Below are 19,094 nucleotides of genomic sequence, written 5' to 3' on the forward strand. Positions count from 1 at the left end.
GTGGATACATCCGCCCTGTATCGGCACAATCTGCCGGAGCTTGACCCCTGCAGAAAAATGCCCGGGCGGCGATTGATATCACTTTACCATCATGCTTTACTGCTGCCACATCCCTCCCCATCCGCCGCGCTGCGGACGTATCACCGCCACTGAGACCTCATCAGGGAAACCCCTAGGAGCAATCGGGAGCAACCTGATATTCGCAATATCCATTAGCCATTAATGTGACGCCATTCTCACTGCATGAACGGAGTCAGGCTCTTGTCAGCGAACATCTCGGTGTGGCCAACCCCTGCTCCAACCCAGCGTGTTGGAGTTTCATGATGGAACGGGCGCTCTTGAATACCGCGATCCTTCAGGATTTCCTGCTGGATGCGCAGGTGCTGCTGAACGAGTCCCAGGAGTGCCTGCAACACCTGGAGCTGATCAGCAACGACGCTGACGCCTGCCATTGCCTGAGGGAAGCCCTCGACACCCTCGCCCGTCGAGCCGACGCCTCGGGCGTGCTCGAGATCGCCCATTACGCCTCAACCCTGCACCGCTTGCTGGCGCCTGGCTGCACCAGTCGCAACCTGCCGCTGGGCGCGCTACCGGCACTGGCCGACTGCCTGACACTGCTGGCCTGGCAACTGGAACTGGTCGATGCCCGCACCGGACACCTGAACCTGGACAGCAGCGAGCAGCACCTGCTGCTGGTCACCCTGGCCGACGTGCTGGATCAACCACTCCCCCACGCCTGTGCGCTGTGCGAGGAGAACGAGCGCCACTGCGTGCATGCCCAACTGCTCAACATTCACATCGAGCCCAAGCACACCTACGCCACATCAACTCGTAAAGATTAGCGATGTGGCCCTGCGTAACTCGTCTAACTGGCCAGCTCCAAACACACAACTAGCTGGCAAGTTGTACAAGTTCTGTCTAGTTCCTGCAGCCTCGCCCCGTTAGTTGAATTTGGAAGTTCCTGCCTTTTCAAACGATAATGGCTTATTGCCACTTACCGAGCGCTGCGCCCCACTGTCATGCCTCGGAATTACCTTGATTCCAGGCAACTAACCAGCCGGGACCAAACCAACTCGAAGTGATACCATGCGCGCAAATGAACGAACGCCCAACGGCTCTTCAACGATTACAACAGGGCTCGTTTTTGGTTGAAAGGCAGGACACTCACGATTCCCCAGAGAGATTGGCGACCTGCGCCGGCAATAATTCAGTGGCTTTCCTATCTATGCTCCCACGCTTGAAGATTTCCCTGTGTTGTCGCTCTCGCACCGCCTTGCTGCGTGGGGCGACCGCCGTGTTGTGCGTGGCATCGCTGGTCACCAACCTGGTGCTCTACAGCAACGGGCAACCTTTGTCGGCCGGTGCCCTGGCGCTGCAGCTGGCTGCCCTGCTCGGGGCCGGCTGGCACCTGCGCCGTCGCGCCAGGTCGATCAACCTGCTGCCGGCAGAGCTGGCCGACCGCATGCTCAAGGTCCAGGAAAGCGAGCGTCAGCACCTGAGCCGCGAGCTGCACGATGACATCGGCCAATTGCTCACCGCCGCCAAGCTTCAGCTCGACTGGTTGCAACGTCGGGTGCCTGCACCGCTGCAGGCGCAGTGCGATACCCTGCGCAAGACCCTCGACGACACCCTGGGCAACGTGCGTGACGTCTCGGCGTTGCTCAACCCACGGCAGCTCGCCAGCCTGGGCCTGGAAGCCAGCCTGCGCGCGCACCTGCTGCGCGCCCTCGAGAACAGCGAGGTGCACTGGAGCCTGGAGTGCAACCAGCGCCTGGGCGGCATCTCCGACGAAGTGACCATGGCTGCCTTTCGCATCACCCAGGAAGCGGTCACTAACGTGCTGCGCCATGCCCAGGCGCGCAATTTGCTGATCAGCCTGCAACGCACCCCAGCCGGGTTGCTGCTGTCGATCATCGATGACGGCCAAGGCTTCGTGCCGAACAGCAAACCGGGCGAGGCCGGGCAACGCGGCATGGCCGGCATGCAGGAACGGGCCACCGCCCTGCAAGGCACCCTGAGCGTGACCAGCCAGCCCGGTGCCGGCACCCGGATAGAAGCACTGTTCCCCTGGCCTGCACGCAGCCAGGAACGTGCCAGGACACCCGCCACCGATGATTAGACTGCTGCTGATCGACGACCATTCGCTGATTCGTGCCGGCGTCCGCGCGCTGGTGTCGGATATTCCCGGCTATACCGTGGTCGGTGAAGCCGATGACGGCCAGCACCTGCTGGAGATGGTCCAGCGCCTGTCCCCCGACATCGTCCTGCTGGACATCTCGATGCGCTCGACCAACGGCCTCGACGCCCTGACGCAGTTGCGCGCAAAAGGTTGCACCTGCAAGGTGCTGATCCTGTCGATGCACACCGACCCCGACCTGATCATGCGAGCCCTCGAAAGCGGCGCCCACGGCTACCTGCTCAAGGACACCACCGCCAACGAGCTGGAGCACGCCCTGGCCGCCTTGCGCAACGGCGAGCGCTACCTCAGCCCGGCCATCGCCCACACGGTGATCAACCAGGCCCTGCTGCGCGCTCAGGCGAACAAACAGCCAAGCAGCGATCGCCACAATCTCACCGCCCGGCAACTGGAAATCCTGCGCCTGATCGTGCGTGGCAAATCCACCCGCGAGATCGCCGCAGGCTTGGGGCTGTCGATCAAGACCGTTGAAACCCATCGCTCGCAGATCATGAAGCGCCTGCAGATCTACGATGTCGCAGGCCTGGTGCTGTTCGCCGTACGCGAGAAGATCATCAGCCTGGACGACTGAGCAGCGGCGAGTCTGCGGGCAGGTGCACGCGCAGGGCACCCGGCGCCGCCTCGAAACGCAGGCTACCGGCCTGCAACGGCTCTCCGTCCAGGTTGATATCCAAGCCCTCGGCCTGGCCGATCTCGACCCACGGCACGCGCGCCCGCACGAACAGTTCTTCGCCCGTCAGCAAGTCGCGCAATGCGCCCACCATCGCCTCGGGTGCAGGCAGAATCGCGACCTCCAGCAAGCCGTCATCGGCCAGCGCCTCGGGGCACAGCACGTGGCCGCCGCCCGCCTGGCGACCGTTGCCGATGGCCAACGCCAGCAACTGCCCCTGCCAGTGGAAATCCGGCCCGTGCAGGGCCGCCGATGCGGCCTGCAACTCACTGAAGCGCGACAGCCCGGTGAACAGGTAGGCCGCCCCACCCAGTACCTTCTTCAAGTCTTCGGACGTATGGGCCGTCACCTGGCTGCCAAAGCCACCGGTGGCCATGTTGAGGAACATCTGCTCACCTACCCGCCCCAGGTCGATGGGCCGGGCCGGCACATCCAGCAAGGCCAAGGCGGCGGCCGGCTCCAATGGCACCCCGGCGGCGCGGGCAAAATCGTTGGCAGTGCCCAGCGGCAACAGGGCCAGGCTGGCGTTGGCCTGCGCCTGGGCCATGGCCTCGGCGATATCGCGCAGGGTGCCGTCGCCACCGCCGGCCACCACCTGCGTGTAACCGGCCGCCAGGGCTTCTTCGACCAGGCGCCGGGCATCACCTGCTTCCCAGGTCAGACGCACATCCAGTACCTGCCCACGCTCGCGTCGCACGCCCACGGCGCTGCGCACCTCTTCGTTCATGGCCTGCTTGCCATGCAGGATCAACATCGCCTTGTGCCCGCGCATCCGAGATTCTCCGTATAAGACGCCAACTCCAATCTCGACCACAGGCAACCGGCAATTGCTGCACGGCGGCGCAAAATTCAACCCAGGCCATCATTCGACAAAGACTTGGCTACGCTTAAGAGAGCCCCGCCACACAGTCAGATTATTGACCCTTGTGCAGCCCTCACCTGATAGGAGCGGCCATGCGTATTCTCTGGACATTGCCCTATCTGCCCTGGCCCACTACCAGCGGCAGCAAGACCCGCCAGTACCACCTGCTGCGCGAACTGGCACATCACGGCCATCGCATCACCTTGCTGGTGCAGTCCAAGGTGCCACTGTCCGATCCTGCGCGACAGGCCCTCGAACCACTGCTCGAACGCCTGATCGTGTTGCCCCGGCGCCCCGTGCAGAGCCCGCTCAACCTGCTCGCCTCGCCCATCATCGACTACCCCATGCGCGCCATCATCAATGGCCTGGCGCCCTGCCTTCGGCACCGCTTCGAGCAATTGCTGGACGAGCCGTGGGATGTCATCCAGATCGAACACAGCTATGCCTTTCAGCCCTTCGAGAAGGCCCTGCAACGGCGCGGCTTGCCCTACCTGCTCAGCGAACACACCCTCGAGTCAGTGATGGGCGCAGCCTGCCACGATCGCCTGCCCTTGTGGTTACGCCCGCTCAACGCGTTCGATCGCTGGCGCTACCGGCGCTGGGAGCAGCGCGTGCTGCGCCAGCCCAACGAAGTCGTGGCGGTCAGCCCGCACGACGCCGAGCTGATCGGGCAGATCAGCGGGCGGGCGGTGAACGTGGTGGTCAACGGCGTCGATTGCGATCACTACCAGCATGTGCAACCGGCCCTGCACAGTCAGCGCCTGTTGTTCGTGGGCAATTTCGAATACGGCGCGAACCTGGAAGCCATCGAGTGGGCACTGGAAGACATCCTGCCCCAGGTCTGGCAGAGCAATCCTGCAGTGCGCCTGGCCATCGCCGGGCATGCCCTGCCCGCGCACTGGAAACTGCACTGGAACGACCCGCGCATCGAATGGCTTGGCTACCGCCCCGACCTTCGCGAAGTGCAACGGCGTTCGGCACTGTTCTTCGCGCCGCTGCGCTATGCCGGAGGGTCGAAGGTGAAGATTCTCGAAGCGATGGCCGCCGGGCTGCCGGTGATCACCACCGGCAAGGGCGCTTCGGGCCTGGCGGTGAACAATGGCGAACACTACCTGGGCAGTGACGACGGCAGCCAGCTGGCGCTGCTGCTGACCCAATTGCTCAACCAGCCGTGGCGCATGACCCAACTGGGGGAAGCCGGGCGACAGTTCGCCCGGCAGCGCCATGACTGGAGCGTTGCCGCCCAGCAACTGGAGAACGTGCACATGCGCCTGACTCAACTGGCCCCGGCGCAGACCACGCCGCTCGGCGGGATGCTAGCCAAGTAGCTCGCTGAACGGGATGAATGCCACGCTATCGCCCGGGCTCACCGTACTGCCCTCGCGCACCTCGACCAGCCCGTCTGCCCAGGCTGCGCTGCGCAGTACGCCCGAGCTCTGGTTCGAGTAGATGCGTACCTGCCCACCCTCGATCCGCGCGCGCAGGTATTCGCGGCGATTGCCTGGCTTGGGCCAGTCGAAACCAGCCGGCACATCGAAGCGCAGCGGCGTGACCTGCTGGACACCCAGGCGACGCAGCAAGTAGGGACGTGTCAGCAAGGCGAAGGTGACCAAGGTGGACGCCGGGTTACCCGGCAGGCCGATCACCGGCACGCCGCGGAAGTGGCCGAAGGTCAGCGGCTTGCCCGGCTTGATCGCCAGCTTCCACAGTGCCAGCTCGCCAGCTTCGCGCAGAGCCATCCCCAGATAGTCGGCTTCCCCCACCGACACACCGCCAGTAGACAGGATCAGGTCGACATCGCCCAGGTTGGCCAGGCACTGGCGGGTCAACACCAGGTCATCGGCGAGGATGCCCGCATCGATGACTTCGCAGCCCATACGCTGCAGCCAACTGACCAGCAGTCGGCGGTTGCTGTTGTAGATCTGCCCGGGGCCCAGCGGCAACCCCGGCTCGACCAACTCGTCACCGGTCGACAACACCGCGACCCGCACCCGGCGCCGCACCTGAAGCTGGCCGTGGCCCAAGGTGGCGGCAAGGCCCAGTTCGATCGGGCCCAACAATGTGCCGGCAGCCATCACCTGCTCGCCAGCGCGGGTTTCCTGGCCCTTGGGGCGCACGTTCTGTTGCGGCGCCAGCGCCTCGAGAAAACGTACGCGGCCATCGTCCAGCACTTCGGCGTTTTCCTGCATTTCGACACAGTCGGCGCCTTCGGGCAGGGGGGCGCCGGTAAAGATGCGTGCACAGGTGCCTGGCTGCAACCGCTGCGGCGCATGCCCTGCGAAGATGCGCTGGCTGACCGCCAGGGGCTCGCCCTGCCAGTCAGCCAGGCGCAGGGCGTAGCCGTCCATGGCACTGTTGGGCCAAGGCGGCAGGTCGAGCGTGGCGAACAGATCGTTGGCCAGCACCCGCCCTTCGGCATCGGCCAGCGCGACCACCTCGACTTCGTCGATCGGCGCCGCCTCGGCCAGTGCCAACAGGCGCTCGAGGGCCTCTTCCACCGGCATCAACGGCCGGCTCGGCGCCGCCTCAGCCACGGCTGTCACAGGCCTGCGACTGCTTCAGGTGCGCGACGAAATTGCAGGGGCGATGGCGGGCATCGAGCTGCTCGGCGAGGATGCCGTCCCAGCCAGTGCGCACCGCATTGGTCGAGCCGGGCAGGCAGCACACCAGGGTGCCGTTGGCCAGGCCCGCAAGGGCACGCGACTGCACGGTGGAGGTGCCGATGTCCGGCACCGAGATCTGCCGGAACAGCTCGCCGAAGCCATCGACTTGCTTGTCCAACAGGCAAGCGACGGCCTCGGGGGTGCTGTCGCGGCCAGTGAAGCCAGTGCCGCCGGTGATCAGCACCACCTGTACCAGGTCGTCGGCGATCCAGGTGGCGACCTGGGCGCGGATCTTGTAGAGGTCATCCTTGAGCAGCACCCGTTCGGCCAGGCGGTGGCCAGCGGCGCTGAGGCGATCGACGAACATCTGCCCGGAAGTGTCGGTGTCGAAGGTACGGGTGTCGCTGACCGTCAGCACGGCAATGTTCAACGGCACGAAGGGGGTATCTGCCTTGGCTTTCATGGGGGTCCGTCGCAGGAGGAAAGAATGCGCCAGTTATATCACAAGGCAGCCTTGTTCTTGGTCAATGCCCACTGATTGCCGCTATGCTCGACTATGCGAGGAACTTTGCAAGGACGCCTCGCGTCATAACGTCATCAAGCACCATCGCACTGGAGAAACACGATGATCCAACGGACAATTCCCGCCTTCCTGCTCGCCCTGGGCCTGGCCACCCTCGCCGGTTGCGCTTCGCCAACCGTCATCACCTTGAACGACGGCCGCGAGATTCAGGCCGTGGACAAACCTTCCTACGACGAAGACTCCGGCTTCTACGAATTCGAACAACTCGATGGCAAGCGTACACGCATCAACAAGGATCAGATTCGCACCGTCAAGGAGCTCTGATCTGCACCTCGTTTTGAGCTAACGGCCTTTTAACAACAAGGGCTTGCGTTCAAAAATACGATGCATTAGGATTTTCGACATCGGAGTGTAGCGCAGCCAGGTAGCGCGTCTCGTTCGGGACGAGAAGGCCGCAGGTTCGAATCCTGTCTCTCCGACCAGATCCTTCGAAAAAGCCCGCCTCAGCGCGGGCTTTTTCGTGCCTGCCTGATCGCGATTCAGGCGCTGCCTGCAGCGAACTGCAGCGCCGCCAACCTGGCATAGAGCGGGTTCTCCTCGACCAGCTGGCGATGACTGCCGACAGCAACCACCTTGCCCTTGTCGATCACCGCAATGCGATCGGCATGCTGCACGGTCGCCAACCTGTGGGCGATCACCAAGGTGGTACGCCCGGCCATCAACTGCGGCAAGGCCTGCTGGATCAGGTGCTCGCTCTGCGCGTCGAGCGCGCTGGTGGCCTCATCGAGCAACAGCACCGGTGCATCCACCAGCAGCGCCCGGGCAATCGCCAGGCGCTGGCGCTGCCCACCCGACAGACCGATGCCACCCTCGCCCAGCAGCGTCTGGTAGCCCTGGGGCAATTGCTGGATGAATTCGTGAGCATGGGCACTGCGCGCCGCGGCCTCGACCTGGGCGGCACTCGCCTGCGGCCTTCCGTAGCGGATATTCGCCTCGACCGTGCCGCGAAACAGCGCAGGGTTCTGCGCCACAAGGGCGAACTGGCGACGCAGGTCGTCGGGGTCGAGCGCTGCTATCGGCTGTCCGTCGAGCAGAATACTGCCCGCCTGCGGGTCGTGAAAACGCAGTAGCAGGTCGAACAGCGTCGACTTGCCCGCCCCAGACGGCCCCACCAACGCCACTGTCTGCCCAGGTGCGATGACCAGGCTCAGGCCATCGATGGCCGCCACCGACGGACGTGATGGATAGGCGAAGTGCACATCGCGCAACTCGATCTGCCCGTTGGCCCGCGCGCCCGGCAGTGTCGAAGGCTGCGACGGCGGTACGATCGCGCTGCTTGCCGCGAGCAATTCGGCAATACGCTCGGCGGCCCCGGCAGCCCGCTGCAACTCGCCAATCACTTCGCTCAAGGTGCCCACGGCACTGCCGACGATCAGGCTGTAGAACACGAACGCGGCCAGCTCGCCCCCGGAGATGCGCCCGGCAATCACATCCATGCCGCCCACCCAGAGCATCACTGCCACGGCGCCCAGGACCAGAACGATCACCACGGTGATCAACCAGGCCCGCTGGGCAATGCGCTGGCGCGCCACATCGAAAGCCGCCTCGACGGTGTCGGTGAACAACTGGCGATCGTGAGCCTGATGGTTGTAGGCCTGCACCGTCTTGATCTGCCCCAGTGTTTCGGCGACGTAGCTGCCGACGTCAGCGACCCTGTCCTGGCTCTGGCGTGACAGGCTGCGCACCCGCCGGCCGAACAGCAGGATCGGCGACAGCACCAGCGGCAAGGCCAGCACCACGATACTGGTCAACTTGGGATTGGTGACGAACAGCAACACCACCCCGCCCAGCACCATCAGCGCATTACGCAGGAACATCGACAGCGACGAGCCGATCACCGATTGCAGCAACGTCGTGTCGGCGGTCAGGCGCGACTGGATCTCCGAGCTGCGGTTATCCTCGAAAAACCCCGGATGCAGCCCGATCAAGTGATCGAACACGGCACGGCGAATGTCGGCGACGCAGCGCTCGCCAATCCACGACACCAGGTAGAAGCGGCTGAAGGTTCCAACCGCCAGGGCCAGCACCAGCACCATGAACAGCGCAATCGTCTGGTTGAGCTGGTGCGCAGAACCGGTCATGAACCCCTGGTCCACCAGCAGGCGAATGCCCTGGCCCATGGAAAGGGTGATGGCTGCCGTGACGATCAGTGCAAGCAAGGCAAGCATGGCCTGCCGGCGGTAGGGACGCACGAATTGCCAGGCCAGGCCCAAGGCGCGGCGCTGGCGGGAGGAAAGCGGATCGGACATGGCACGGACCGGTGAGCGGGAAACCTGCAGACTACCATTCATCTGCCTGGGTGGAACGCCTGCAGCTGCCGAGGGGTCGCAGTTCGGTAGGGCCAGTGGCTATAGCTTATCGGTCTAACCTGTCACTGGAGCTTTACCGCACTTTCTGTTGCACTGTGCCTGTCGTGATGCCGAAGGAGCTGTCACAGGTCAGTCACGGCGAGTGGTTACCCTGAGCTTGCAACCTGATGAGGAGACAGGAAATGAGCTTGCAACATAGCAGCGACACCGTAAAAAGCGCCCAGCCCCCGAAGCCCCAGGTGTGTGGCTCGATCATCGATGCCCAGGGCCGTGAGGTCCCGATCACCGAGCAGATGATCCAGAAGGCCTGCAAGGAGCTCGAGGAGAGCCGGGTGGAGAAAGTCCGCAAGGCTTGAAAGCCAATGAATCCCTTACAACCCGGCGCTTGCGCCGGGTTTTTCGTTTCTGCGCCTTGGGCCGCCTCGCAGAACCAGAACAATCATTTATTTTTTTGTACACGAACTATGCACTAAAGATTTTCCCGTGACGCGCCGAAACAGGATAAATAGCAGATAGCCACTACGCATGCGAAATGGCCCTCCTGCTTTTCACTCCCACGAATGGTTCGTCCCGATGAAGATAAAAAACAAGCTGGTGCTTGCGTTCGTATTGGTGGCTTTCATCCCGGTAGCCCTGGTCGGCGTGATTTCTGTGGTTAACATCCGCGCCGAGGCGGTGGATCAGTTCCTCGACGGCAGCACCCGTGAAATTCGCCAGATCGACGGCAACATGCGTCAGTTCTTCGATGGCACGCTACAAAACGTAGAACAAATGGCGACAGATCCTGTATACACATCAGTGAGTACACTCAAGGATTACACCTCCGCCGACGCTGCCAGCCACCCCCTGCCTGCAGCCACCCAGCAGGTCATCGACGCCTTTGCCCGCTATGGCGCTACCCATCAGGCGGCAGCCATCATCTCCATCGGCCTTGAGGACGGCACCTACGCCAAGTGGCCGGATGACCCGAAGCTGGCCAGCTACGATCCACGCGCGCGTCCTTGGTACAAGGCCGCCATGGCTACTCCGGGCAAGACCGTGCGCACCGCCGCCTACTACTACGACAAGGACGACGTCGCCCTGGTCGGCACCGCGCGCACGCTCAACGATGCCAGCGGCAAGCCCAAGGGCGTGTTCGTGGTCAGCGTGTCGCTGAAGAACCTCACCGAACTGGTCAAGAGCATCAAGCTGGGCAAGAGCGGATATGTGATGCTGATCGAGAACGGCACCGTGCTGGTTGATCCACGCGATGCCAGCCATGGCTTCAAGCAACTGAAGGACCTTGGCGAGCCGTATGCACAACTGGCAGCCACCGAACAAGGATCCACCGAGGTGGTGATCGAGGGGGTGCGCTACATGGCCAATGTCTGGACCTCGCCAGGCCTGGGCTGGCGCTTCGTCGGCCTGATCGAGTACAGCGAAGTGATGGGCGCCGCCACCCACATGACCTACCTCACCGCCATCATCGTACTGGTGCTGGCACTGGTCTTCGCCCTGGTTGCAGCCGCGTTCTCGCGGGTCATCGTCAAGCCCATCGGCCAAGTCAGCACCGGCTTGCAGCAGATCGCCCAGGGCGAAGGCGACCTGCGCCAGGACCTGGTGATCCAGGGCAAGGATGAAACCGCCGAGCTGGCCGGCTGGTTCAACAAGTTCCTCGCGGCGATCCGCCAACTCATCCAGCGCATCGGCGCCGCTTCGGGCAACCTGCACGAAGCATCGCGGGCCAACAGCGAACTGGCCGGCAACATGAACGAAGCCGCAGGGCGCCAGCGTGAAGCCGTGGAACTGGTGTCCACTGCCTTCAACGAGATGGTCGCCACCGCCAACGAAGTCGCACGCTCCTGCAGCAGCGCGGCCGACGCCGCAGAAAACGGCCATCACCGCGTCGCCGAGGGCAAGCAGCAGATCGAGCTGACCACCGACAACGTCAATCGCCTGGGTAGCCGCCTGAGCGAGTCGTCGCAGGCGATGGTCGAGCTCGAGGAAGGCAGCCGCAACATCAACCAGATCCTCGGCACCATCCGCGCCATCGCCGAGCAGACCAACCTGCTGGCACTGAACGCAGCGATCGAGGCCGCCCGCGCGGGCGATCAAGGCCGCGGTTTCGCCGTGGTCGCCGACGAAGTACGGGCCCTGGCCAAGCGTACCGCCGACTCCACCGGCGAGATCGACCAACTGCTCAACACCCTGGGCAACAAGACCCAGGAAGTGTCGCAGAAGATGGAAAGCTGCCTGGACCTGTCGCGGGCCAGCGTGTCTTCGATCGCACGCGCGCGGGACAGCTTCGAGGGCATCCAGCTGTCGGTGAACGAGATCCGCGATCAGAACCTGCAGATCTCGGCAGCCGCCGAAGAGCAGCACAGCGTGGCCGAGGAGATCAACCGGCACATCCAGCAGATCTACGACGAGGCAAGGCTGGTGGAAGGCCTGGCCAGCTCGGCGCAATCGGATTCGGGGAGGTTGTCGCAGTTGTCGGAAGAGCTGAACGGGCTGGTCGGACGCTTCAAGTCCTGACCGTCCTTGTGGGGCGGCGGCCAGGCAGCGCGGTGTCTTTTTCGCGGGTCAACCCGCTCCTGCACACTCAGCAACCGACCGCTCGCTCCTCGGCACACAGGGGCGTGGTCTGGGCGTAGAAGACGCTGGTCAAGGCCCCGACCACGCCCATGATCAGGCAGAACCCCACGCACACCCAGGGGCTCCACGGCATCAGGGCAATCAGCGCCAGGGGCGTTGTACTGGCCCACAGCGCATAGGCCAGGTTGTAAGTGAAGGAGATGCCTGACACGCGGATCTGTGCCGGGAACAGCCCGACCATCACCGAAGGCACCACCCCCACCACGCCACAGGACAACCCGGCCAGCGCATAGGCCGCCCAGGTCAAGCCCCACTGCCCCACCAGGCTGGCGTACAACACGCCGATCCCCAGCGGCAGCAACAGGCTGTAGATCATCACCGCACGCCAGGCACCGATGCGATCGACCAGAAGCCCCGCCAGTACACAGCCGATATTGAGAAAGACGATGCCTACGCTGCTGAGCGCAAAGGTATGCCCGGCATCGATCCCGAAACGCTGCTGCATGACCGTCGGGGTGATCACCACCAGCACCACCACCGCAGAGGTCAGCACGCACGTCAACAGCGCAGCCGGGATCAGCGAAGCGCGGTGGCCAGTGAGAACAGTGCGCAGCGGAAATGCCACGGGCGGAGTCTGGCGCTCACGCAGGGCAAGAAACACCGGCGTCTCGCTCAGCCAACGGCGCAGCCAGACACCGAACACGCCGAACACCCCACCCAGCAGGAAGGGATAACGCCAGGCGAAGTCGAGAATTTCCTGCGGGGTGTAGAGCCGCGCCAGCAAGGTGGCGACCAGCGCTCCAAGCAGGTAACCGAAGGTCAGCCCCGCCTGCAGGAAGCCCAGGGCGTAGCCGCGACGCCCCGGAGGCGCGTGCTCGGCAACGAAGGTCCAGGCGCTGGGCACCTCACCGCCGACCGCGGCGCCCTGCAGGATGCGCAGGGCCAGCAGCAGCAGAGGCGCGGCGTAGCCGATGTCGGCGTAGGTCGGCATCACCCCGATCAACAGGCACGGCAGGGCCATCATCAGGATGCTCAAGCTGAATACGCGCTTGCGCCCGAGATGGTCGGCGAAGTGCGCCATGAGGATGCCGCCCAGAGGGCGTGCCAGGTAACCGGTGACGAAGATCCCGAAGCTCTGCAGCAGGCGCAGCCATTCCGGCATCTGTGGCGGGAAGAACAGCTGGCTCAGGGTCAGGGCGAAGAACACGAAGATGATGAAATCGTAGATCTCCAGCGCGCCGCCAAGGGCCGCAAGGCCCAGGGTACGGTGATCGCCGCGGCTGAAACGAGGCGCGCGGGCGGTATCGATGGCAGTCATTTCTGGGTTCCGCAGATCGGCAAAGGGCAAGAGGATAGCAAATGCCGATACGTCTCAGCTGGAACGGCTGAAAGCGTTGTGCGAGAAGTTCATCCGCCGCCAGGAATAGCCCGCGCCGCCGGCAAGCCCGGACGGCAGTGCAACCTGCCCCAGCACCTGCGGGGTGTCGATGATCGCCATGAACGATTCCAGTGCCTCGCTATCGGGCACCTTGGGCAGGCTGACACTGACCGCCCGGCGTTCGCTCTGCGCGATGCTCGGCACTTTCAGATGCTGGGAGTGGTACAGCAGCACATGCTGGATCTGCGGGCTGACGCGGCAGAAACGGGCCAGGTCGACGCCTGCATGGCTGCCCAGCTCGATGTTGCCCACCAATAGCTGGAACGGGTGCAATGCACTCTGCACCAGGCGCTGCAGGTCTTCGAAGCTTTCCACCGGGGCGATCCGGTAGTAGCCCAGGCCATTGAGCATGCGCTCCAGTTGCAAGCGCTGGCCGGGATGCTCGTCGGCGATGAGGATGCGCATGGACTTGTTCGGCATGGTCCGGACCCTGGCGGCAAGGTGGTCAGAGACACTGCCAGGCCTTGCTGCGCCTGTGCGGGCAATGACGGGTCTCTCTCTAGATAGTTGTCGGGAACCGACGATAAATCAAGGTGCTGCACAGGGATTTTTCACCCCTGTTCCGCGGGCTTTTCACTGCTCCCACTGACGCATGCGCAAGCGACAGTGCTTCATGGCATTGACGATGTGCTTTTCCACCACGCTCTGCGAAACCCCGAGGCGCTCGGCGATCTGCGGATGCGACAGGCCCTCGAGCTTGCGCAGCAGGAAACTCTCGCGACACGGTGCGCTCAACTCGTCCAGTGCACGCTGAACCAGCTCCAGGCGCTCATTGAGGTGCAGCAGATGGGGCGGTGCCGGGCTATGCCAGCGCTCGTCGTTGTCCAGCACTTCCAGCGGCTCGGACTGGCGCACCGTCTGACGCCGGTGCCGGTCGATCACCAGGTTAAGCGCCGTGCGGTAGAGGAAGGAACGGGGTCGCTCGATCGGCGGGTGACCGCCGCGCTCGAGCAGGCGCAGGCAGGCGTCATGGGCGACATCCTCTGCCGCGTGCCGGCTGCCCAGACGCGAGGAGAGGAAACTCACCAGTTCGCGATAGTAATGTTCCACCACGGCCCTTGCCTCTCCCGTTGGGCAACGTCAATGCGATTGAAAATACGCATCAGTGATATCAGCGTGTCATCTTACAAATTACAACCATTCTCAGCAACACACCCCTCGCCTGCGGCTAAATCCATTTCCCCAGCGTTCGTCTAACTGTGACCTCCGTGCGTGCCCTGAAAGGCGCGACACGCTCCTCATCCCTGGCTGGAAGTCTGCATGAGACGTACATCCACACTCCGTCGCCGCCTCGTTCTCGGCGGCCTGGGCCTGATCGCGCTGGGCAGCCTGCTGGCCTGGAAAGCCCTGCCCTTGGGCACTCTGCCGGTCAGCACCGTACAGGTCACCCGCGGCGACATCGAAAGCAGCGTCACCGCCCTTGGCACCCTGCAACCCCGTCGCTACGTGGATGTCGGCGCCCAGGCGTCCGGACAGATCCGCAAACTGCACGTGGAAGTTGGCGATGAAGTGCGCAAGGGCCAACTGCTGGTGGAGATCGACCCCTCCACTCAACAGGCACGCCTGGACGCCGGGCGCTACTCGATCGAGAACCTCAAGGCCCAGCTTGCCGAACAGCGCGCCCAGTACCTGCTCGCCCAGCAGCAGTTTCAGCGCCAGCACGAGCTGGCCAGTGCCGGCGCCACGCGCCAGGAGGATGTCCAGCAGGCCCAGGCGCAGCTCAAGGTGACCCAGGCACGCATCGACATGTACCAGGCGCAGATCCGCCAGGCCCAGGCCAGCCTGCGCAGCGACGAGGCTGAACTGGGCTACACACGGATCTACGCACCGATGGACGGCACCGTGGTGGCGGTGGACGCACGCGAGGGCCAGACCCTCAACGCCCAGCAGCAGACCCCGCTGATCCTGCGCATTGCCCGGCTGTCGCCGATGACCGTCTGGGCCCAGGTTTCGGAGGCCGACATCGGCCAGGTCAAGCCTGGCATGACGGCCTACTTCACGACACTGGCCGGTGGCAAGCGCCGCTGGACCAGCACCGTGCGCCAGATCCTGCCGATCCCGCCCAAGCCGCTCGACCAGACCAGCCAGGGCGGCGGCAGCCCGGCCAGCGCCAGCAGTGGCACCACCGGCAGCAAGGTGGTGCAGTACACCGTACTGCTGGACGTGGACAACCCTGACGGCGCCCTGATGGCCGAGATGACCACCCAGGTGTTCTTCGTCGCAGGCCAGGCCAGCCAGGTGCTCACCGCACCGCTGGCGGCGCTGGACGACGCACCCACCGAGGGCATGCGCCTGGCACAGGTCCTGACCCGTAACGGCAAGGTCGTACAGCGCCAGGTACGCACCGGCTTGAGCGATCGCCTGCGGGTGCAGATCCTCGACGGCCTCAGTGAAGGCGAGCAACTGGTCATCGGCGCACCACGCGCCAGCGGAGGCTGAATGAACGCACCGCTGATCGAGCTCGATGACATCCACAAGGTCTACGGCGGCATCGACTCGCCCGAGGTCCAGGTGCTGCGTGGCATCAGCCTGAGCATCCAGCCGGGCGAGTTCGTCGCCATCGTGGGTGCCTCCGGCTCCGGCAAATCCACCCTGATGAATATCCTGGGCTGCCTCGACCGCCCCTCCCGTGGCAGCTATCGCTTCGCTGGCCGTGACGTCGCCGAACTCGACAGCGACGAACTGGCCTGGCTGCGCCGCGAGGCCTTCGGCTTCGTGTTCCAGGGCTATCACCTGATACCCTCAGGCTCGGCCCAGGAGAACGTCGAGATGCCGGCGATCTACGCCGGTACACCTGCAACCGAACGCCATGCCCGCGCCGCCGCGCTGCTCGAACGCCTGGGCCTGGCCAGCCGCACCGGCAACCGCCCCCACCAGCTGTCCGGAGGCCAGCAGCAACGGGTGTCGATCGCCCGGGCCCTGATGAATGGCGGCCACATCATTCTCGCCGACGAGCCCACCGGCGCCCTCGACAGCCACAGCGGCGCCGAGGTCATGACCCTGCTGGACGAACTGGCCAGCCAAGGTCATGTGATCATCCTCATCACCCACGACCGTGAGGTGGCGGCGCGGGCGCGGCGGATCATCGAGATCCGCGACGGCGCGATCATCAGCGACTCGGCCGCCGAACGCCCGCCCGCTGCGCCCACACCTGGCTTGCAGGCCGATGATCTGCGCCAGCGCCTGGACCGCGGCGCCAGCCTGCGCGGCGCCTGGAAAGGCGAGCTGGTCGAATCGCTGCAGGCGGCCTGGCGGGTCATGTGGATCAACCGCTTCCGCACCGCCCTGACCCTGCTCGGCATCGTCATCGGCGTGGCCTCGGTGGTGGTGATGCTCGCCGTCGGCGAAGGCAGCAAGCGCCAAGTGATGGCGCAGATGGCCGCCTTCGGCTCCAACATCCTCTATCTGAGCGGCAAGCACGCCACCTCCCGCGAAGCGGCGGGCCTTGTTTCCCTCGACGACGTCGCCGCCATCGCCGGCCTGCCCCAGGTGCAGCGCATCATGCCGGTGATCGGCGGCGAGCTGATGGTTCGCCACGGCAACAACAACCAGTCGTTCTACGTGGGGGGCAACAACACCGAATTCCCGCACATCCTCAACTGGCCGGTGGTCGAAGGCAGCCTGTTCACCGACGCCGACGAGCGCAGCGGTGCCGCCGTGGCGGTGATTGGCCAGAAGGTCAAGGAAAAGCTCCTGCCTCCCGGCAGCAACCCGCTGGGCCAGTACCTGCTGATCGAGAACGTGCCCTTCCAGATCGTCGGCGTGCTCGCCGCCAAAGGCGCAAGCTCCGGCAACCAGGACAGCGACGAGCGCATCGTGGTGCCCTACTCGGCAGCCTCCATGCGCCTGTTCGGCAAGCACGATCCCGAATACGTGATCATCACCGCCGCCGACTCAAGCCGAGTGTCGGAGACCGAAGCGGCCATCGCCCACCTGATGCGCAAGCGTCACCAGGGCAAGCAGGATTTCGACCTGACCAACGACGCAGCGCTGATCCAGGCCGAGGCGCGCACGCAGAACAGCCTGTCGCTGATGCTCGGCGCGATTGCCGCCATCTCGCTGCTGGTCGGCGGTATCGGGGTGATGAACATCATGCTCATGACCGTGCGTGAACGTACCCGCGAGATCGGTATCCGCATGGCCACCGGTGCTCGTCAGCGCGACATCCTGCGCCAGTTCCTCACCGAGGCGGTGATGCTGTCGATGGTCGGCGGCGTGACCGGTATCGCCCTGGCCCTGACCATCGGAGGCGCCCTGCTGCTGGCCGATATCGCCGTGGCCTTCGCCCTGCCTGCCATCCTCGGCGCCTTTGCCTGCGCCGTGATCACCGGTGTCGTGTTCGGCTTCATGCCGGCGCGCAAAGCCGCCCGACTCGACCCGGTCAAAGCCCTTACCAGCGTGTAGCCCATGACATTGCCAAGCCGCATCAGCCTGCTGACCCTGAGCCTCTGCCTCGCCGCCTGCAACAGCACACCAGCGCCGCAGGCCGACATCACGCCACCGCCCACCTGGCAAGGCGCCACCGACTCCCACCAGGCGCTGCCGGACAGCACCTGGTGGCAGGCGTTCTCCAGCCGCGAACTGGATCGCCTGATCGAACGCGCCCGCAGCAACAGCCACGACCTGGCGGCCGCTGCAGCACGGGTGCGCCAGGCACAGGCCCGCGCCGTGATCGCCGGGGCGCCATTGCTACCCGAACTGCAACTGGGGGTGGATGGCAGCCGCCAGCGCCTGCTGCGCGGCGACGGCAACGACCAGCTCGACGCCACCAGCAGCGAGCGCACCAGCACCGCCTTCGCCACGCGCCTGAGCGCCAGCTACGAAATCGATTTCTGGGGCGGCCGGCGCGCTGCCCGTGACAGTGCATTGCGCAAACTCGACGCCAGTCGCTTCGACCGCCAGACGGTCGAGCTCACGCTGTTCAGCGCCGTTGCCGACAGCTATCTGCAAGGGCTGACACTGGAGGAACAACTGCGTATCGCCCGGCTCAACCTCGATAACGCGCACGATGTCCTGCGCCTGGTCGAAGCCCGCGAACGCTCGGGCTCGGCGACCCGCCTGGAGCTGGCCCAGCAACGCAGCCTGGTCGCCGCCCAGGAGCGCCAGGTGCCGTTGCTGGAGCAACAGTGGCAGGACAATCGCGTCACCCTTGCCACCTTGCTCGGTGATCCGGTGCAGAGCCTGAATACCGGCCAGGAGTCGATCAGCGCCTTGAACTGGCCAGGCATCGGCAGCGGCGTCCCCAGTGCACTGCTCAGTCGCCGCCCGGACATCGCCGCCGCCGAGGCACGCCTGGCGGCAGCCAGCGCCGACGTGCAGGTAGCCAGGGCCGCCATGCTGCCACGAGTGGTGCTCGGTGCCGACCTGGGCAGTGGCGCCAGGACCTTCGCCAACGTGCTCGACAGCCCCTTCTACACCCTCACCACCGCCCTCACCGCCCCCATCTTCGACCGCGGCCGACGCAGCGCCGAGCGTGACCAGGCCAAGGCGCGCCAGGAAGAGTTGCTGGAGGATTACCGCGCGCAGATCATCGCGGGCTTCGCCGACGTGGAAAAGGCGCTCAATGCGATCAACGGCGTCGACCGGCAACGCCAGTGGCAGGATCAGGAAGTGGAACAGGCGCGCATCGCCTTCAGCCTGGCCGAACAGCGCTATGCATCAGGGGCAGAGACGCTGCTGACGGTACTGGAAACGCAGCGCACCCTGTACCTGGCCGAAGACCAACAGGCGCAGTTGCGCCTGGCCAGGTTGCAGGGGAGCGTGGCGCTGTACAAGGCGCTGGGCGGGGGATGGAGGCTCTGAGGGGAGTCCGTCAGCGCGGGGGGTCTTCTTCGCGGGCAAGTCGCAGCGGCGAACCG

17 protein-coding genes and 1 tRNA gene are annotated in these 19,094 nt (G+C 64.8%); 11 read left to right on the top strand and 7 right to left on the bottom strand.

What is annotated here, in order from left to right; genetic code table 11:
- Window positions 1–320: 320 nt before the first annotated feature.
- The 3 genes from HU729_RS13415 to HU729_RS13425 all read left to right on the top strand — a co-directional run bounded on the left by HU729_RS13415 (window position 321) and on the right by HU729_RS13425 (window position 2,768).
- Complete coding sequence (locus tag HU729_RS13415) at window positions 321–842, top strand: histidine kinase (protein ID WP_238348372.1); 522 nt, start codon at window positions 321–323, stop codon at window positions 840–842.
- A gap of 383 nt (window positions 843–1,225) precedes the next feature.
- The gene (locus tag HU729_RS13420; RefSeq protein WP_186710456.1) at window positions 1,226–2,119 is read left to right on the top strand and encodes a sensor histidine kinase; all 894 of its coding nucleotides are present in this window, start codon (window positions 1,226–1,228) and stop codon (window positions 2,117–2,119) included.
- Window positions 2,112–2,768, top strand: a complete 657-nt coding sequence (locus HU729_RS13425; RefSeq protein WP_186710458.1) for a response regulator transcription factor — start codon at window positions 2,112–2,114, stop codon at window positions 2,766–2,768. The genes HU729_RS13420 and HU729_RS13425 overlap by 8 nt, the downstream gene beginning before the upstream one ends.
- Here HU729_RS13425 and yegS read toward each other — a convergent pair.
- Window positions 2,752–3,639, bottom strand: a complete 888-nt coding sequence (gene yegS, locus HU729_RS13430; protein WP_186710467.1) for a lipid kinase YegS — start codon at window positions 3,637–3,639, stop codon at window positions 2,752–2,754. The two genes, HU729_RS13425 and yegS, sit on opposite strands and share 17 nt — an antisense overlap.
- A gap of 182 nt (window positions 3,640–3,821) precedes the next feature.
- Here yegS and HU729_RS13435 point away from each other — a divergent pair, with 182 nt between their 5' ends.
- A complete protein-coding gene (locus HU729_RS13435; RefSeq protein WP_186710469.1) occupies window positions 3,822–5,057 on the top strand; it encodes a glycosyltransferase family 4 protein in 1,236 nt (411 codons plus the stop codon).
- Here the strand turns inward: HU729_RS13435 and glp are convergent.
- Window positions 5,046–6,272 carry a gephyrin-like molybdotransferase Glp gene (gene glp, locus HU729_RS13440; RefSeq protein ID WP_186710471.1) on the bottom strand — a complete coding sequence of 409 codons (1,227 nt, stop codon included), beginning with the start codon at window positions 6,270–6,272 and terminating at the stop codon, window positions 5,046–5,048. The two genes, HU729_RS13435 and glp, sit on opposite strands and share 12 nt — an antisense overlap.
- On the bottom strand, window positions 6,256–6,795 hold the full coding sequence (gene moaB / locus HU729_RS13445; protein WP_186669628.1) for a molybdenum cofactor biosynthesis protein B: 540 nt from the start codon (window positions 6,793–6,795) through the stop codon (window positions 6,256–6,258). Before moaB ends, glp begins: the two co-directional genes overlap by 17 nt.
- A gap of 162 nt (window positions 6,796–6,957) precedes the next feature.
- Between moaB and HU729_RS13450 the strand changes: the two genes are divergently transcribed.
- Both HU729_RS13450 and HU729_RS13455 read left to right on the top strand, forming a co-directional pair.
- Window positions 6,958–7,179 carry a YgdI/YgdR family lipoprotein gene (locus tag HU729_RS13450; RefSeq protein ID WP_186669630.1) on the top strand — a complete coding sequence of 74 codons (222 nt, stop codon included), beginning with the start codon at window positions 6,958–6,960 and terminating at the stop codon, window positions 7,177–7,179.
- A gap of 81 nt (window positions 7,180–7,260) precedes the next feature.
- Window positions 7,261–7,337 (top strand) — tRNA-Pro (locus HU729_RS13455).
- 57 nt (window positions 7,338–7,394) lie between these two features.
- Here the strand turns inward: HU729_RS13455 and HU729_RS13460 are convergent.
- A complete protein-coding gene (locus tag HU729_RS13460; RefSeq protein ID WP_186710477.1) occupies window positions 7,395–9,164 on the bottom strand; it encodes an ABC transporter transmembrane domain-containing protein in 1,770 nt (589 codons plus the stop codon).
- A 242-nt stretch (window positions 9,165–9,406) separates the two neighbouring features.
- Between HU729_RS13460 and HU729_RS13465 the strand changes: the two genes are divergently transcribed.
- Both HU729_RS13465 and HU729_RS13470 read left to right on the top strand, forming a co-directional pair.
- The gene (locus tag HU729_RS13465) at window positions 9,407–9,580 is read left to right on the top strand and encodes a PA1571 family protein (RefSeq protein ID WP_186669632.1); all 174 of its coding nucleotides are present in this window, start codon (window positions 9,407–9,409) and stop codon (window positions 9,578–9,580) included.
- A 217-nt stretch (window positions 9,581–9,797) separates the two neighbouring features.
- Complete coding sequence (locus HU729_RS13470; RefSeq protein ID WP_186710478.1) at window positions 9,798–11,738, top strand: methyl-accepting chemotaxis protein; 1,941 nt, start codon at window positions 9,798–9,800, stop codon at window positions 11,736–11,738.
- A 67-nt stretch (window positions 11,739–11,805) separates the two neighbouring features.
- Here HU729_RS13470 and HU729_RS13475 read toward each other — a convergent pair whose 3' ends face one another.
- From HU729_RS13475 to HU729_RS13485, 3 genes are all read right to left on the bottom strand, one after another.
- A complete protein-coding gene (locus HU729_RS13475; protein ID WP_186669634.1) occupies window positions 11,806–13,116 on the bottom strand; it encodes an MFS transporter in 1,311 nt (436 codons plus the stop codon).
- A 54-nt stretch (window positions 13,117–13,170) separates the two neighbouring features.
- A complete protein-coding gene (locus HU729_RS13480; protein ID WP_186669635.1) occupies window positions 13,171–13,656 on the bottom strand; it encodes a histidine kinase in 486 nt (161 codons plus the stop codon).
- Between the two features lie 153 nt (window positions 13,657–13,809).
- Window positions 13,810–14,286 carry a sigma-70 family RNA polymerase sigma factor gene (locus HU729_RS13485; protein ID WP_186710481.1) on the bottom strand — a complete coding sequence of 159 codons (477 nt, stop codon included), beginning with the start codon at window positions 14,284–14,286 and terminating at the stop codon, window positions 13,810–13,812.
- A gap of 210 nt (window positions 14,287–14,496) precedes the next feature.
- Between HU729_RS13485 and HU729_RS13490 the strand changes: the two genes are divergently transcribed.
- From HU729_RS13490 to HU729_RS13500, 3 genes are read left to right on the top strand one after another with little or no spacing between them, the layout of a single operon-like run.
- Window positions 14,497–15,675: an efflux RND transporter periplasmic adaptor subunit gene (locus HU729_RS13490; RefSeq protein ID WP_186669636.1), complete on the top strand. Its 1,179-nt coding sequence runs from the start codon at window positions 14,497–14,499 to the stop codon at window positions 15,673–15,675.
- Window positions 15,676–17,640 (top strand): MacB family efflux pump subunit, encoded by a 1,965-nt coding sequence (locus tag HU729_RS13495; RefSeq protein WP_186710479.1) that lies wholly within the window; start codon window positions 15,676–15,678, stop codon window positions 17,638–17,640.
- Window positions 17,641–17,643: 3 nt separating this feature from the next.
- Window positions 17,644–19,038: an efflux transporter outer membrane subunit gene (locus HU729_RS13500; RefSeq protein ID WP_186710480.1), complete on the top strand. Its 1,395-nt coding sequence runs from the start codon at window positions 17,644–17,646 to the stop codon at window positions 19,036–19,038.
- Window positions 19,039–19,094 lie beyond the last annotated feature (56 nt).

The organism is Pseudomonas sp. RW10S2, from assembly GCF_014268985.1.
Taxonomy (GTDB): Bacteria; Pseudomonadota; Gammaproteobacteria; order Pseudomonadales; family Pseudomonadaceae; genus Aquipseudomonas; species Aquipseudomonas wayambapalatensis.

What these genes read in the sequence shown, in the direction of transcription:
- HU729_RS13415 (WP_238348372.1), top strand. Translation starts at nt 321, where the DNA reads ATGATGGAACGGGCGCTCTTGAATACCGCGATCCTTCAGGATTTCCTG.
- HU729_RS13420 (WP_186710456.1), top strand. Translation starts at nt 1,226, where the DNA reads ATGCTCCCACGCTTGAAGATTTCCCTGTGTTGTCGCTCTCGCACCGCC.
- HU729_RS13425 (WP_186710458.1), top strand. Translation starts at nt 2,112, where the DNA reads ATGATTAGACTGCTGCTGATCGACGACCATTCGCTGATTCGTGCCGGC.
- yegS (WP_186710467.1), bottom strand. Translation starts at nt 3,639, where the DNA reads ATGCGCGGGCACAAGGCGATGTTGATCCTGCATGGCAAGCAGGCCATG.
- HU729_RS13435 (WP_186710469.1), top strand. Translation starts at nt 3,822, where the DNA reads ATGCGTATTCTCTGGACATTGCCCTATCTGCCCTGGCCCACTACCAGC.
- moaB (WP_186669628.1), bottom strand. Translation starts at nt 6,795, where the DNA reads ATGAAAGCCAAGGCAGATACCCCCTTCGTGCCGTTGAACATTGCCGTG.
- HU729_RS13450 (WP_186669630.1), top strand. Translation starts at nt 6,958, where the DNA reads ATGATCCAACGGACAATTCCCGCCTTCCTGCTCGCCCTGGGCCTGGCC.
- HU729_RS13460 (WP_186710477.1), bottom strand. Translation starts at nt 9,164, where the DNA reads ATGTCCGATCCGCTTTCCTCCCGCCAGCGCCGCGCCTTGGGCCTGGCC.
- HU729_RS13465 (WP_186669632.1), top strand. Translation starts at nt 9,407, where the DNA reads ATGAGCTTGCAACATAGCAGCGACACCGTAAAAAGCGCCCAGCCCCCG.
- HU729_RS13470 (WP_186710478.1), top strand. Translation starts at nt 9,798, where the DNA reads ATGAAGATAAAAAACAAGCTGGTGCTTGCGTTCGTATTGGTGGCTTTC.
- HU729_RS13475 (WP_186669634.1), bottom strand. Translation starts at nt 13,116, where the DNA reads ATGACTGCCATCGATACCGCCCGCGCGCCTCGTTTCAGCCGCGGCGAT.
- HU729_RS13480 (WP_186669635.1), bottom strand. Translation starts at nt 13,656, where the DNA reads ATGCCGAACAAGTCCATGCGCATCCTCATCGCCGACGAGCATCCCGGC.
- HU729_RS13490 (WP_186669636.1), top strand. Translation starts at nt 14,497, where the DNA reads ATGAGACGTACATCCACACTCCGTCGCCGCCTCGTTCTCGGCGGCCTG.
- HU729_RS13495 (WP_186710479.1), top strand. Translation starts at nt 15,676, where the DNA reads ATGAACGCACCGCTGATCGAGCTCGATGACATCCACAAGGTCTACGGC.
- HU729_RS13500 (WP_186710480.1), top strand. Translation starts at nt 17,644, where the DNA reads ATGACATTGCCAAGCCGCATCAGCCTGCTGACCCTGAGCCTCTGCCTC.